Genomic DNA, 12635 nt, shown 5'->3' with positions numbered 1-12635 from the left:
GCGGAACATGCAGCCAACGCTGGCCGGCCCACCCGCGAGAAAACCCGGCGGAAACCTGGTCGGCCTGAATCGGTGTCGGCCATCTTAACGTATCCGGCGCCCGACAGGCAGCACGGACTGGAGCGCGCCCCGGACAGCCGCAACGGCTGGTCAACCGGTTTTTTCAGGACAGGAATGACTGGCGTTGTGTCCGGAGCCTGTCGCTTCCGGCGCACCGGCTTTCGCCCGAAAGGCTCTAGCGGCCGCGCGCGGCGGGCGCCGGCGTGTCGGTGCGCCACCAGGTTTCGGGCGCGGCCCCGAGCAGCGGCAACGGGTCAGGACGCCCCACATGCCTCCAGCGCGCCAGCCAGATGTGCGGCGCGTAGTGCAGGGGGATGACATGAAATCCCGAGAGCAGCACCCGATCCAGCGCCCGCACCGCACTGACGTAATCGTCCTCACTGTGAGCGGACAGCATGGCGGCGATCATGGCGTCGATGGCCGGAGATTGTGCGCCGGCAAAATTGAATGACGCCTGCTGGCTGGCGGCGCGGGCGCCCCAACGGAAATACTGCTCGTTGCCCGGTGACGGCGACGTCAGCCAGGTGGCGATGATCATGTCGTAGTCGAAGGTCTGGCGCCGCCGCTCGTACTGCACGGAATCGACCACGCGAACCCGCGCCCTGACGCCGATGCGGCGTAGCGCCGATGACAGGGCCAGCGCCAGCCGCTCGTGCTCGCGCCCGGTCACCATCACCTCAAAGGCAAGGGGCTCGCCCTTGCTGTCGCGCATCACTCCGCGGTCCAGCGCATAGCCAGCGGCGCCCAGCAGGTCGACAGCCTGTTGCAGGTTGGCGCGGTCGCGCCCGCTGCCGTCGCTGCTGGCCGGCGACCACTTGCCCTCCATGATGTCGACGCGCACCGCATCGGGCCACGGCTGCAACAGTTCGCGCTCCCGCTGGCTCGCCGGGCGGCCAGCGGCCGAGAGCCGCGAATCGGCGAAATAGCTGTCAGAGCGCCGATAAAGACCGGCGTAGAGATTGCGGTTCACCCACTCGAAATCGAAGGCAAAGGACAGCGCCTCGCGCACCCGCGCGTCCCCAAACAGCGGACGGCGCTCGTTGAAGACAAAGCCGGACATGCCCTTCGGGGCCGCGAACGGCGCATTCTCCTTGATGATCTGGCCGGAGCGCACCGCCGGAATGTTGTAGCCGCTGGCCCAGCGTCGCGGATCAGTTTCGATGCGCACGTCGATCAACCCGGCCTTGAAAGCCTCGAACATCGACGTGGCGTCGCGAAAATAGTCGTAGCGGATCTCGTCGAAGTTGGCGGCGGCGCGCTCGCTGGCCAGTGCGTCGCCCCACCAGGCGGGGTTGCGGACGAAGCTGATGCTTTCGCCAGGACGCACCTGGCCAACCGTATAGGGCCCTGAGCCGACCAGCGGCGTGAAACCGCTCTGGCCGAACGCCTCCGGGTCCGTCGCATGCCTGGGCAGCACCGGAAACATTGCCAGAATGAGCGGCAGCTCCCGATCCCTGTTGCCCGCAAGTTCGAAGCGGATGACATGGGGGCCAGCAATATGAACGTCCGTGACCTTGCCAAGCGCATTGCGATGGTTCGGACGCCCCTGGGCGCGCAGCAATGAAAACGTAAACGCCACATCCTCCGCCGTGACGGGCTTGCCGTCGGAAAAGCGCGCGCGCGGATCAAGATAAAAGGTGACGGCGGTATTGTCGGGCGCCAGTTCGACCGATCGGGCCACAAGCGGATAGAGCGTGAACGGCTCGTCCAGCGCCCGTCGCATCAACGGCTGCAGGGTCAGGGAGGCAATGCCCGTTGGGGCCGTCATGCCTTTGATCGTCAGGGGATTGAGACTGTCGAACGCCCCCTGGACGCCGATGACAAGCCGGCCGCCGCGCGCCGGATCCGGCGTGATCTTCGGCGCCACGAATGCGCCGTCAGGGCCGCGCGGCCGCGCGGGCGCGCCATGCATGGTCAGAGCCTGCGGGGGCGGCGCGCCATCGCGCGCGCCGTCTCCGGCGCGGACCGGAAGCGTGGTCGCCGGAATCAGGGCCAGAACGCCCGCAAAGGCCAGTCGCGCAAACATGAAAGGCACCATAAATCGGGCTGGTTCAAAGTTTATGAACCGGCGCCAGGTATTCACGGCCACCGCGTTTCCCCCGCTGACGGCGGCGTCGATGATAATCCGGTCGGAAATTCGGTGAAGCACTGGCAAAGGGCTGGCATGCCGGCGAGGTTCACGATAAGTGAACGGGATACGCTGATGGTCATGCATCCGCCTCATTCGCCGTGAAAGCACTGGTGACAGTCGACAGCGAAGGTGGTTGCCTGCTGTCGCAGACGATTCGTATACGGACAGGATCACCGGGCGCATGAGGTCGCATCCCGAAGATTGTGTCTGGGCCAGCGGGACGGGCTTGACCTTTCCGGCTCGCGGGCGCCGAGTTTGACAAAGACAACATACTGTTGCGGGCCGCATCGGACGTTGGGGGCGCGCATCGGTCCCGAGCTGTGATCGAAGGGAAAACTTCATGTCATTGAACAGCAGGTCTGCAAGCAGCAAAGCGACCCGTGGCGCAGCCGCCTTGCTGGCGCTCGGCGCGGTGCTGGCGCCCGCCGCCGCTTTTGCCCAGGCCAAGCCTGCGGCCAAACCGGCCCAGCCGCAGCAACAGCAGCAGCAGGCTGCGCCGCAGCAGCCCGCCGGCCCGACCGTCGTCGCCGTCAAGCCTGAGCCGTCCCAGACGGACTGGACCAAGGTTTGCGGCAAGGACCCGAGCGGCGGCCGCGAAATCTGCTACACCACCCGTGATTTCGTCTCCGATCAGGGCCAGCCCGTCCTCGCCGTCGCCATTTACGACGTGAAGGGCGAGCCCCAGAAGATGATGCGCTTCCTGCTGCCGCTCGGCCTGCTGCTGCAGCCTGGCATCCGCAGCACCGTTGACCAGGGCCAGGCCATTGAAGGTCGCTATGCGCTCTGCTTCCCGAACGGCTGCTTCGCCGAGGCGCAGATCAAGGACAGCGACGTCGCGGCGATGAAGAAGGGTCAGCACCTGAACATCAGCGTGCAGAACCAGGCCGCCAACGTCGTCACCTTCCAGGTGCCGCTGGCAGGCTTCGGCAAGGGCTTCGACGGCCCGGGCATTGACCCGAAGGTGCTGGAAGAGCAGCAGCGCAAGCTGCAGGAAGCCATGCAGAAGAAGGCCCAGGAAGAGCAGCAGAAGCAGCAGCAGCAGGGCGGCGCCGCTCCGGCTCCCGCAGCCCCCGCGGCTCCCGCGCCGAAGCAGTAAGCTTCTCCGCCGATACAGGAAAAAGAAAGGCCCGCCATCTGGCGGGCCTTTTGTCATGAGCGGAACAGTCGTTGACGGGTCAGGGAATGAAACCAACACGGTCCGCCGCCGTGATGGGACGGATGACCTTGCAGGGCGTCCCGGCGGCGATCACGTCAGGCGGGATGTCCTTCGTGACCAGGCTGCCGGAGCCAATGATGCTGTTGGCGCCGATGGCGACGCCCTGGTTGATGTTGACGCCGCCGCCAATCCACGCGCGATCCCCGATCGTCACGGGTTTCGCATAACAGGCGCCGGCGACGCGTTCGCCGGCGTCAATGGCGTGGTTGGACGTGTAGACGCCCACGCGCGGACCAAACAGCACATGGTCGCCTATGGTGACTTCGGCGCCATCCAGGATGATGCAGTCAAAATTGGCGTAAAAGTTCTTGCCGACGGTGATGTTGAAGCCGAACTCGCAACGAAATCCGGGCTCGAAACAAGCCCCGTCGCCAACGCTGCGCAGCAGTTGGCGCAACAGGGCCTCGCGCACGACCGGATCGTCGCCGAAACTGTCGTGGTAAGCGGTGGCCAGGCGCACCGCCCTGGCGCGCGCGGCGACCAGTTCCTCTGTCAGGTCGTTGTAATGCGCCCCGCTCAGCATGCGCCGCCGCTGCTGTTCCAGGTCCAGTCCCATTGGCAACTCCACTGGAGCGCGCCTCAGTGAAACCTGGCCCACCGGAAGCGCGCCATCACTTTGGCTGGCGTAATTTTCACGCTGTTCGCGCGCCTCTTTTCACGAAAAATGACATCCAGTTTTCGCGAAAAAGCTCTGGAGAAAACCCGGCCCTGAACACATGACCGGGTCGCGGCCTTCCGGGCGAGGCGGCTCCAGACCGGCGATGACGGGCCATCACAGAGCCGGGCGGACGCCCTTGCCGGCGAGTTCAGCCATGCAGGTCTTGAGGCGCGCGTTCAGAGCCGTGAGGTTATCGCCGCTGGCGTTGGCCGCCGCGGCGCAAAGCTGCAACTGCTGGACATAAGCAGGGTTGCAGGCAGCCGACGTGTCCTCGCCCACCTCAAGCGGCGGCGAAGCCTCGCCCCGGCTGGCGCGCCAGCGCACTGTCGCCTCATTCAACGCATGGCGCTGACACCAGGCGTCCGGGGCCTTGGGAGCGGTTTTCAGGATTGATTTCAGCAGGCCTTCCGGCTCTTCAGCCGCCACCGGAGCGACCATGGCTGAAAACGTCAGCGCCGCGGCGGCGCCCGCCAACCATATCCGTTGCATTCGCAGCCTGTTTTGCGCAAGTCCGCGCCCGCGCGCCGGATGTCGCGTCCGGCGCTGGGGCGCGCCAGCGCTCAATGGGACTGCCCGGCGCGGACGCGATAGGCGCCGTCTTCACCGCGCGTGAAAAACTCCGCAACGCGCGGGTGCTTCACAGGCTCGCCAGAGGTGTCCGGCGTCAAATTCTGCTCCGAGACGTAGGCGATGTACTGGGACTCATCGTTCTCGGCCAACAGGTGGTAGAACGGCTGGTCCCGCGAGGGCCGCACGTCTTCCGGGATTGACTGCCACCATTCCTCGGTGTTGGCGAATTCGGGATCCACGTCAAAAATCACGCCGCGAAACGGGTAGATGCGATGCCGCACCACCTGTCCGATCGCAAATTTCGCCGATCCGCTCTTCATCCAGTTCTCTCCGCCAGCGCATCCGGAGGAACAACGGTTTCCGCCGGATTCGCGCATGCATCTGCTGACCGCACTATAACGTCAGCGCGCCGCGTTTACAGGGTATTTTCCGGCAAAACCGACGGGCTTCGCGGCAGGAAAATTCATCGATTCAAGACGATAGGACAAGATCCCGTCTGACCCGGCTTCGCGTCGTCCCGGACGCAGGACGCGCCCGGGAGTCTGCGAACGGCGCCGGCCTCAGAGGCCGTACAACGCCGCGTAATCGCTATCCTTCGAGGCGACGATTTTCGCGAGGTCAACAATCACCTTGGCCTGCTTCCAGGTGGCGTCATCCTGCATCTTGCCGTCGAGCAGCACGGCGCCAGTGCCGTCCGGCATCGCTTCAAGGATGCGCTTCGCGAAGGCGACCTCGTCCTTGTCGGGGCTGAACACGTTCTTGGCGATGGCGATCTGCGAGGGATGCAGCGACCAGGCGCCGGCGCAGCCAAGCAGGAAGGCGTTGCGGAACTGGGCCTCGCAGGCTTCCGCGTCGGAGAAATCGCCAAACGGACCATAGAACGCCTTGATGCCGTTGGCCTGACAGGCGTCGACCATGCGAGCGATGGTGTAGTGCCAGGGATCCTGCTGGGCGATCTGGCGCGGCGCGCCGCTGGCGTCCGGATCGGACAGCACCTTGTAGTCCGGATGACCGCCGCCGACGCGGGTGGTCTTCATGCCGCGCGAGGCCGCGAGGTCGGCCGGGCCCAGGCTCATGCCGTGCATGCGCGGCGAGGCGGAGGCGATCGCCTCCACATTGTTGACGCCCTCGGCGGTTTCGAGAATGGCGTGAATCAGGATCGGCTTCCTGACGTTATGACGCGCCTCGAGCTGGGCCAGAAGCTGGTCGAGATAGTGGATGTCCCACGGGCCTTCCACCTTCGGCAGCATCATGACATCGAGCTTGTCGCCGACATTGGCGACGATCTCGGTGATGTCGTCCAGCACCCACGGGCTGTTCAGGCAGTTGACGCGGGTCCACAGGCCGGTCGAGCCGAACTCGTTCTCCTGAGCCATCTTGATAAAGCCGGCGCGCGCCGCTTCCTTGGCGTCCGCCGGAATGGCGTCCTCAAGGTTGCCCAGCACCACGTCCACCTGGTTGATCAGATCCGGCACCTTGGAGCGCATCTTTTCGTTCTGCGGCGGCACGAAATGGATCATCCGCTCCAGCCGCACCGGCAGCTCCCGGTAAGGGGTCGGCGCGCCGATGGCGAGGGGACGGAAAAACTGGCGGGGCAACTTCATCGGGGCGCTCCATTCTCAGGCGCTTCCATAGGCCCGGGCCCCGGAAACCGCCTGTCCATGCAATGGTTGTGCAATCAGATCGTTTTGCAGCGGAACATCCGCGCGTGGTTCTGCGATAGGTCAGACGGCGCTCACAGTCCAGTGCCGCGGTCATGGCGACACGGGAGGAGGGAGCGCTGGGCCGGTCAGCTGGGGCTGGTCGCGCTGTCGGCCTTCATCATGGCCGGCAGGCCCAGCAACGGCGCCAGCCCCTCGCGCATCGCCAGCCTGCGCAGCGGCCGGATATGCTCCAGCGCCAGCATGCCGGCGCCGCGCAGGAGATCGGCGCCGGGCAGGCGCGACAGCAGCGAGCGGTTCAGCGCATCGATGGCGTGGGTGCGGGTGGCGACGTCGAGACGACGTCCGCGATCGTAGGCGGCGAGGGCGTCAGGGTCGTTGCACGGCGCGCCGCGGCTGCGGGCCGCGACCAGGGCGTCGCGCAGGGCGGCGACGTCGCGCAGCCCGAGGTTCAGCCCCTGGGCGCCGATCGGCGGAAACATGTGCGCCGCCTCGCCAACCAGCGCCATGCCATGACCGGCGAAACGCTCCGCCGTGAGGCCGCGCATGGGAATGACGCCGCATGGGCCCTCGACGCGCATGGCGCCGAGCATCGACCGCGCCTGCCGCTCCACTTCCAGCGCCAGCGCCTCCGGCGCCAGCGCCGCCAGCCGGCGGGCCTTGCCGGGCTCCGTCACCCAGACGAGGCTGGAGCGTTTCCCCGGCAGCGGCACCAGGGTGAACGGGCCATGGCGGGTATGAAATTCCGTCGACGCGCTGTGATGCGCCTGGGTATGACCAAACACGCCGGTCAGCGCCGTCTGGGGGTAATCCCAGGTTTTGGCCCCGACGCCGGCGCGGGCGCGGACAAGCGAGCGGCCGCCATCGGCCCCAACCACCAGCCGTGGCCGCAAGATGCGGCCCGAGGCCAGAACCAGTTGCGGCCCCGCCAGGTTGAACGACGCTCCGGTCACGGTGTCCGGGGCCAGTTCGAGACCCGGGGTTTCGCGCGCCTGCGCGGCGAGAACCCCAACCAGATCGTCATTGGGAATATTGCAGCCAAAGCTGTCCAGCCCCAGCTCGGCGCAGCGGAAGGTCAGCGGCGGCGGCGCAAACAGGCTGCCGGTGTCGTCAACGATCCGCATGGCGTCCATGGGCGCCGCGCGGGCGCTGACGGCCTCCCAGACGCCCAGCGCCCGCAGGAAGGCGACCGAGCCGCCGAACAGCGCCACGGTGCGCCCCGGCGCCGCGATGGCGGGATCGCCGATCAGCAGCGTGTGGAAGCCTTCGCGGGCGAGGCAAAGGGCGGCGGCGAGACCGGCGGCGCCGGCGCCGACGACGGCGATATCCGGATCAGCATGCGACATGAGCGAGACCTAAGCGCATTCGTGAAGAATTAAAAGCCACGGCGCCCCTTTCCCGAACGCGCATCATCTCCCATGTCACGCCAAACTATACGGAGGTCCCTGTGTTCGAATGGTTGGCAAGTCCGGAGGGCTGGGCGGCCCTGCTGACGCTCAGCGCGATGGAAATCGTCCTTGGCATCGACAACGTCGTCTTCATATCGGTGCTGGTGGCGAAATTGCCAGCCGAACAGGCGGAGCGGGCCAGGCGGCTGGGGCTTGGCATGGCGCTTGTGTTCCGCGTCGGGCTGCTGTTCGCGCTCACCGCCATCATGAAGCTCACCTATCCGGTTCTGACCGTCCTCGGCGAGGAACTGTCGTGGCGCGACATCATCCTGATCGTCGGCGGCCTGTTCCTGCTCTACAAGGCGGTTCACGAGATCCACGGCGAGGTCAGCGGCGACGCCCATGACGAAGCCCGCGCCGCCGCGCCGCGCGCCTTCCTGGCGGCGGTGGCCCAGATCGCGGTGATCGATCTGGTGTTCTCGATCGATTCGATCGTCACCGCCATCGGCATGGCCGACGACCTGTCGATCATGATCATCGCGGTGATGATCGCCGTGGCGGTGATGTATCTGGCCTCGGGGGTGGTGGCGCGCTTCATCGCCGAGAATCCCACAACCAAGGTGCTGGCCCTTTCGTTCCTGATGCTGATCGGCGTGTCGCTGGTGGCGGAAGGCGGCGGCTTCCATCTGCCGCGCGGCTATATCTATTCAGCCATGGCGTTCGCCGCCGTTGTCGAGGCCATCAATGTCTGGTCGCGCCGCAATGGAACAAAGCGGCGGATGGCGCAGACGGATGAGAACGGCTCGCAGTCCGGGCCACCCGCCTGACGCCAGAACGCGCGGGGCCACGAGCATCTCGTTCCCGCATGAGATGAAACGGCTTCGGCCATCGCCTTGCAATCGCGCGCCAGCCGTTTCTGGCGCGCGGTTTTTTTTCGTTGCTGTCCGCCTGGCGTCCACCGCCGGAAGGCCAGCCCGGGCTGCCGCCCGAAAGGGCTGGCGCAACGTCGCGGCTCCGGCCACATTGCTGCGCCGCATCCCGCGTGGGCGCGGCTGGGCGAAGAGAGGAAAAGGCATGCCGAAAGCAATCGTGGTGCATCGGACCGGCGGTCCCGAAGTCCTGGAGATGGAAGACCTTGATCCCGGACTGCCCGGCCCTGGCGAGGTGCGCATCCGCCAGATGGCGATCGGTCTGAACTTTCTCGACACCTACTACCGCAGCGGGCTGTATCCCACACAGATGCCGTTTATCCCCGGCGGCGAAGGCGCGGGCGAGATCGTCGCGACCGGCGAGGGCGTCGGCGATTTCACGCCCGGAGACCGGGTGGCGTATGTGTTTCCGCTCGGCGCCTATGCGGAGGAGCGCAACGTTCCGGCCTCCCACGTGGTGAAGTTGCCTGGCGCCATCGATTTCGAGACGGCGGCGGCGGTGATGCTGAAAGGCCTGACCGCCGAGTTCCTGTTGCACCGGACATTTCCGGTCAAGGCCGGCCAGACCATCCTGTTTCACGCGGCTGCGGGCGGGGTCGGGCTGATCGCCTGCCAGTGGGCCCGCCACCTCGGCGCCCGGGTGATCGGCGCCGTCGGCTCGGACGACAAGATTCCTCTTGCCCTTGCCCATGGCTGCGACGAGGTGATCCAGTACCGGCGCGAGGATTTCGTCACGCGGGTGAAGGAAATCACCGGCGGCAAAAAATGCGCCGTGGTTTACGATGGCGTCGGCAAGGCGACGTTTCCGGGGTCGCTGGACTGCCTCCAGCCATTCGGCATGTATGTGAACTTCGGCAACGCCTCCGGCCCGGTGGAGAATGTCTCCATGGTGGACCTTGGCAACCGCGGCTCACTCTACGCCACCCGGCCGACCCTGTTCAGCCACATCGCGCGGCGGCCGACGCTTGAGTCCATGGCGGAAAACCTGTTCAGCGCCCTGGAGAACGGCGTCATCCAGGCGCCGGTCAGCGCCCGGTTTCCATTGTCGCGCGCCGCGGACGCCCACCGGGCGCTCGAAAGCCGCGCCACCACCGGTTCAGTCGTCCTGCTGCCGGACGGTTGACGCCCCGTGGGGCGCCGCAGGGTCAGGGGCCGGAACAGGCCCCTGATCGCTGACATGCCGACCTCGCCAGACGCCTGCCGACAAGTCTCTGTTTACCAATCCTGGCGCATGATGAGTCATGGTCATACGCCGCCGATTCCGCGCCATTCTCCTGCCGCTCGCCCTCTACGCCGTATCCGGCGCAGTGGTGGGATACTTCTGGATGCACGCCCACAGCGGTCAGCGCGGCCTTGAGGCCAAACGCGAGATCAAAGGGCAGATCCTGACGCTGACGGCTGAACTCAACACGCTGAAGGCGGAGCGCATGCATCTGGAAGACCGGATTTCCCGCATGCGCGACGGTTCAGTCGATCGCGATCTGCTGGAAGATCTGGCCCGCAATCGCCTCGGCATGACGCATCCGGACGATCTGGTCATCATCACCGGTCGCAACACGGATAACTGAGGCGACGCGCGCTTCCGCCCGTGCTCACTTGCGGTAGCGCCCGCTTCAGGGCGGTCCGGGGATGACATGACCGGGGCCCGCTCCCAGGGTGGGTTTCTGGCGCCTGTGGCGATGTCCGGCCTCCTGGGCCGAAGCCAGCCGTCAGACACTCTGAAGCATGCAAACCGCCCCGGAACTCCCCTTGACAGAAACGCCCACCCCCGTTGTTGCGTCATCAACCTCCGCCGCCAGCCTTTATGACGGTGGGCGAATCCGCGCCGTTGTTGGACCCAACGCCCACATCTTTATGGGTCGCTGGGTCCGCATGCTTGAGCGCGCCGGCAGCACGGCCTGGCAGGTCGTCTGGCGTCCCAGCCTGAACTGGCCAGCCCTGTTTCTGGGCAGCATGTGGTTTTTCTATCGCAAGTTGTACGTGGCTGGCGTCGCCAGTGTGCTCATCATGATGGCGATTGACCTGGCGCGGCCATTGCTCGGCCTGCCGCCCGGCCTTGAACTGCTGCCCCAGATCGGGTTCTCCCTCTTCGCCAATGCGTTTTACCTGCGGCGCGCGCTTGCCATCGCCAACCGCCACGACAATGACGCGGACAGGGCCTCGGCCGGCGGCGTGTCCTGGCCGGCCGCCATTTTCTGCACGCTCGGGGCGTGCGCTGCTTTCGCGCTGACAACATCGGTTGCGGCCAGCCTGCGCAGCGGCGGCGGCTCGCCAATGGAACTGGCGCAACGCTGCGCCGATTCCCGCATGCTGGCGGCCCTGCGGACCACTTCCCCGAAGCAGTGGACCGGGTCCGCGGCGCCCAGACCAACGCGCGTGCATCTGCGCATAACCCCAGCCGGAGAGGCGCGTTGTGAGGCGACCTTCCGCGATGGCGCGGGCGGCAGCTTCACCCTCCGCTACCTGTTGCCGCCTCCGGGACAGGAATCCTCCGTCACGCTGCTGGATTGACGTCCGCAACGGATCAGTCGAACCTGCAAACCGTGTCGTGACGGCGAGTCTGCGATCCGCGCGCCTGTTTTCCCGTGGATTATCCCTGCCGCGCCCACAAATGAGGATTTGCGTCGGTCCCCGGCGCGGGTCACTTGGCTTGCGCTCGCATCATATTAAACTTTAGTATAATGCGAACATGAAGGTCCGGGATTGGCTTGCCAGGATTGCCTTTGCAAAGCCAGACGCCGCCCCGATCAATGCCTGGGCCCGGCGACGCAGACCCCGAAGAGGGGCGCGCCGGAGCGGACAGGGGACGGCGGCCAGGCGTCGCCGGTTAACCAGAGGCCGTAATGACGAAGAAACCCGCTTCCGCCAGTTCTTCCGCAAACGCGACCGCCGCCCGGTCCACCGCCCGAACCCGGGGTGGACGACGGGCTCCCGCCACAGCCCGCAAGACCGCCGAAGCTGACATGGCTGCGGATGTAAAGACCGCCAGCCCGCCGGCCCTGAGCCGCGAGGAAGAGCTGGAGGCCTATCGCGTCATGCTGCTGATCCGCCGCTTCGAGGAGAAGGCGGGCCAGATGTACGGCATGGGGCTCATCGGCGGCTTCTGCCATCTCTACATTGGTCAGGAAGCGGTCGTCGTCGGCATGCACATGGCGACGAAGGAAGGCGACCAGAACATCACCGGCTACCGCGACCATGGACACATGCTGGTCATGGGCATGGACCCCAAGGGGGTGATGGCGGAGCTGACAGGGCGCAGGGGCGGCTATTCCAGGGGGAAGGGCGGCTCCATGCACATGTTCTCCACGGAAAAGAAGTTTTACGGCGGCCACGGCATCGTCGGCGCCCAGGTGCCGATCGGCGCCGGCATCGCTTTCGCCAACCGTTACCAGAACAATGGCGCCGTTTGCCTTGCCTATTTCGGCGACGGCGCCGCCAACCAGGGCCAGGTTTACGAGACCTTCAACATGGCGGAGCTCTGGAAGCTCCCGGTCGTGTTCATTATCGAGAACAACCGTTACGCCATGGGAACGGCGGTGAGCCGCGCCTCGGCCCAGACCGATTTCTCGAAACGCGGCGTGTCGTTCAACATTCCCGGCGAGCAGGTAGACGGCATGGACATCCGCGCCGTGAAAGAAGCCGGCGAGCGGGCGGTTGCCTGGGCCCGCGACGGCAAGGGCCCGTATATCCTCGAAATGCAGACCTACCGTTATCGCGGCCACTCGATGTCCGATCCGGCCAAGTACCGGACGCGCGACGAGGTCGAGAAGATGCGGACCGAGCATGACGCCATCGAGCAGGCGCGCCAGCGGCTGCTGGGCGAACATGGCCTCTCCGAGGACGAGCTGAAGAAAGTCGACGCCGACATCCGGCGCATCGTCAACGAGGCCGCCGACTTCGCCACCCACGATCCGGAGCCGGATCCGTCCGAACTGTGGACCGACGTGACCTTGCCTCACGATGGCCCGCGCGCCTGAGACGAGCAGCGGCCGCCCCGGACCCCGGCGGCGGCTCCCGGCAGC

Annotated in this window: 12 protein-coding genes; 6 read left to right on the top strand and 6 right to left on the bottom strand. The window is 66.2% G+C overall.

Annotated features, from left to right (window positions below; translation table 11 throughout):
• Positions 1-235: 235 nt before the first annotated feature.
• Positions 236-2086: an extracellular solute-binding protein gene (locus IE243_RS03655; protein WP_244642739.1), complete on the bottom strand. Its 1851-nt coding sequence runs from the start codon at positions 2084-2086 to the stop codon at positions 236-238.
• A 445-nt stretch (positions 2087-2531) separates the two neighbouring features.
• Here IE243_RS03655 and IE243_RS03650 point away from each other — a divergent pair, with 445 nt between their 5' ends.
• Positions 2532-3287 carry an invasion associated locus B family protein gene (locus IE243_RS03650; RefSeq protein ID WP_191317997.1) on the top strand — a complete coding sequence of 252 codons (756 nt, stop codon included), beginning with the start codon at positions 2532-2534 and terminating at the stop codon, positions 3285-3287.
• 79 nt (positions 3288-3366) lie between these two features.
• On the opposite strand, the gene IE243_RS03645 is transcribed toward IE243_RS03650, so the two are convergent.
• The 5 genes from IE243_RS03645 to IE243_RS03625 form a co-directional block, all read right to left on the bottom strand.
• Entirely contained in the window at positions 3367-3963 is a 597-nt protein-coding gene (locus tag IE243_RS03645) for a sugar O-acetyltransferase (RefSeq protein WP_210319791.1), read from the bottom strand.
• Between the two features lie 216 nt (positions 3964-4179).
• Positions 4180-4539 carry a hypothetical protein gene (locus IE243_RS03640; protein WP_191317996.1) on the bottom strand — a complete coding sequence of 120 codons (360 nt, stop codon included), beginning with the start codon at positions 4537-4539 and terminating at the stop codon, positions 4180-4182.
• Between the two features lie 86 nt (positions 4540-4625).
• The gene (gene hspQ / locus IE243_RS03635; protein ID WP_191317995.1) at positions 4626-4955 is read right to left on the bottom strand and encodes a heat shock protein HspQ; all 330 of its coding nucleotides are present in this window, start codon (positions 4953-4955) and stop codon (positions 4626-4628) included.
• 240 nt (positions 4956-5195) lie between these two features.
• On the bottom strand, positions 5196-6239 hold the full coding sequence (locus IE243_RS03630; protein WP_191317994.1) for an HpcH/HpaI aldolase/citrate lyase family protein: 1044 nt from the start codon (positions 6237-6239) through the stop codon (positions 5196-5198).
• 185 nt (positions 6240-6424) lie between these two features.
• Positions 6425-7642 (bottom strand): FAD-dependent monooxygenase, encoded by a 1218-nt coding sequence (locus IE243_RS03625; protein WP_191317993.1) that lies wholly within the window; start codon positions 7640-7642, stop codon positions 6425-6427.
• Between the two features lie 101 nt (positions 7643-7743).
• On the opposite strand from IE243_RS03625, the gene IE243_RS03620 reads away from it, so the two are divergent.
• The 5 genes from IE243_RS03620 to pdhA all read left to right on the top strand — a co-directional run bounded on the left by IE243_RS03620 (position 7744) and on the right by pdhA (position 12590).
• On the top strand, positions 7744-8511 hold the full coding sequence (locus tag IE243_RS03620) for a TerC family protein (protein WP_191317992.1): 768 nt from the start codon (positions 7744-7746) through the stop codon (positions 8509-8511).
• Between the two features lie 247 nt (positions 8512-8758).
• On the top strand, positions 8759-9736 hold the full coding sequence (locus IE243_RS03615) for a quinone oxidoreductase family protein (RefSeq protein WP_191317991.1): 978 nt from the start codon (positions 8759-8761) through the stop codon (positions 9734-9736).
• Between the two features lie 118 nt (positions 9737-9854).
• Positions 9855-10181: an FtsB family cell division protein gene (locus tag IE243_RS03610; RefSeq protein WP_191317990.1), complete on the top strand. Its 327-nt coding sequence runs from the start codon at positions 9855-9857 to the stop codon at positions 10179-10181.
• A 181-nt stretch (positions 10182-10362) separates the two neighbouring features.
• Positions 10363-11124, top strand: a complete 762-nt coding sequence (locus IE243_RS03605) for a DUF2628 domain-containing protein (RefSeq protein ID WP_191317989.1) — start codon at positions 10363-10365, stop codon at positions 11122-11124.
• A gap of 452 nt (positions 11125-11576) precedes the next feature.
• Positions 11577-12590 (top strand): pyruvate dehydrogenase (acetyl-transferring) E1 component subunit alpha, encoded by a 1014-nt coding sequence (gene pdhA / locus IE243_RS03600; RefSeq protein ID WP_191318302.1) that lies wholly within the window; start codon positions 11577-11579, stop codon positions 12588-12590.
• The last annotated feature ends 45 nt before the right edge of the window (positions 12591-12635 follow it).

Origin of the sequence: Camelimonas fluminis (genome assembly GCF_014656355.1) — a bacterium.
Taxonomy (GTDB): Bacteria; Pseudomonadota; Alphaproteobacteria; order Rhizobiales; family Beijerinckiaceae; genus Camelimonas; species Camelimonas fluminis.
Note: the sequence above shows the minus strand (reverse complement) of the source record. Positions and strands in the feature narration are given on the sequence as shown.

Excerpts from the sequence above, each read along its gene's own strand:
- IE243_RS03645 (WP_210319791.1), bottom strand. The coding sequence starts at position 3,963 with ATGGGACTGGACCTGGAACAGCAGCGGCGGCGCATGCTGAGCGGGGCG.
- IE243_RS03630 (WP_191317994.1), bottom strand. The coding sequence starts at position 6,239 with ATGAAGTTGCCCCGCCAGTTTTTCCGTCCCCTCGCCATCGGCGCGCCG.
- IE243_RS03615 (WP_191317991.1), top strand. The coding sequence starts at position 8,759 with ATGCCGAAAGCAATCGTGGTGCATCGGACCGGCGGTCCCGAAGTCCTG.
- pdhA (WP_191318302.1), top strand. The coding sequence starts at position 11,577 with ATGGCTGCGGATGTAAAGACCGCCAGCCCGCCGGCCCTGAGCCGCGAG.
- IE243_RS03610 (WP_191317990.1), top strand. The coding sequence starts at position 9,855 with ATGGTCATACGCCGCCGATTCCGCGCCATTCTCCTGCCGCTCGCCCTC.
- IE243_RS03625 (WP_191317993.1), bottom strand. The coding sequence starts at position 7,642 with ATGTCGCATGCTGATCCGGATATCGCCGTCGTCGGCGCCGGCGCCGCC.
- IE243_RS03655 (WP_244642739.1), bottom strand. The coding sequence starts at position 2,086 with ATGTTTGCGCGACTGGCCTTTGCGGGCGTTCTGGCCCTGATTCCGGCG.
- IE243_RS03650 (WP_191317997.1), top strand. The coding sequence starts at position 2,532 with ATGTCATTGAACAGCAGGTCTGCAAGCAGCAAAGCGACCCGTGGCGCA.
- hspQ (WP_191317995.1), bottom strand. The coding sequence starts at position 4,955 with ATGAAGAGCGGATCGGCGAAATTTGCGATCGGACAGGTGGTGCGGCAT.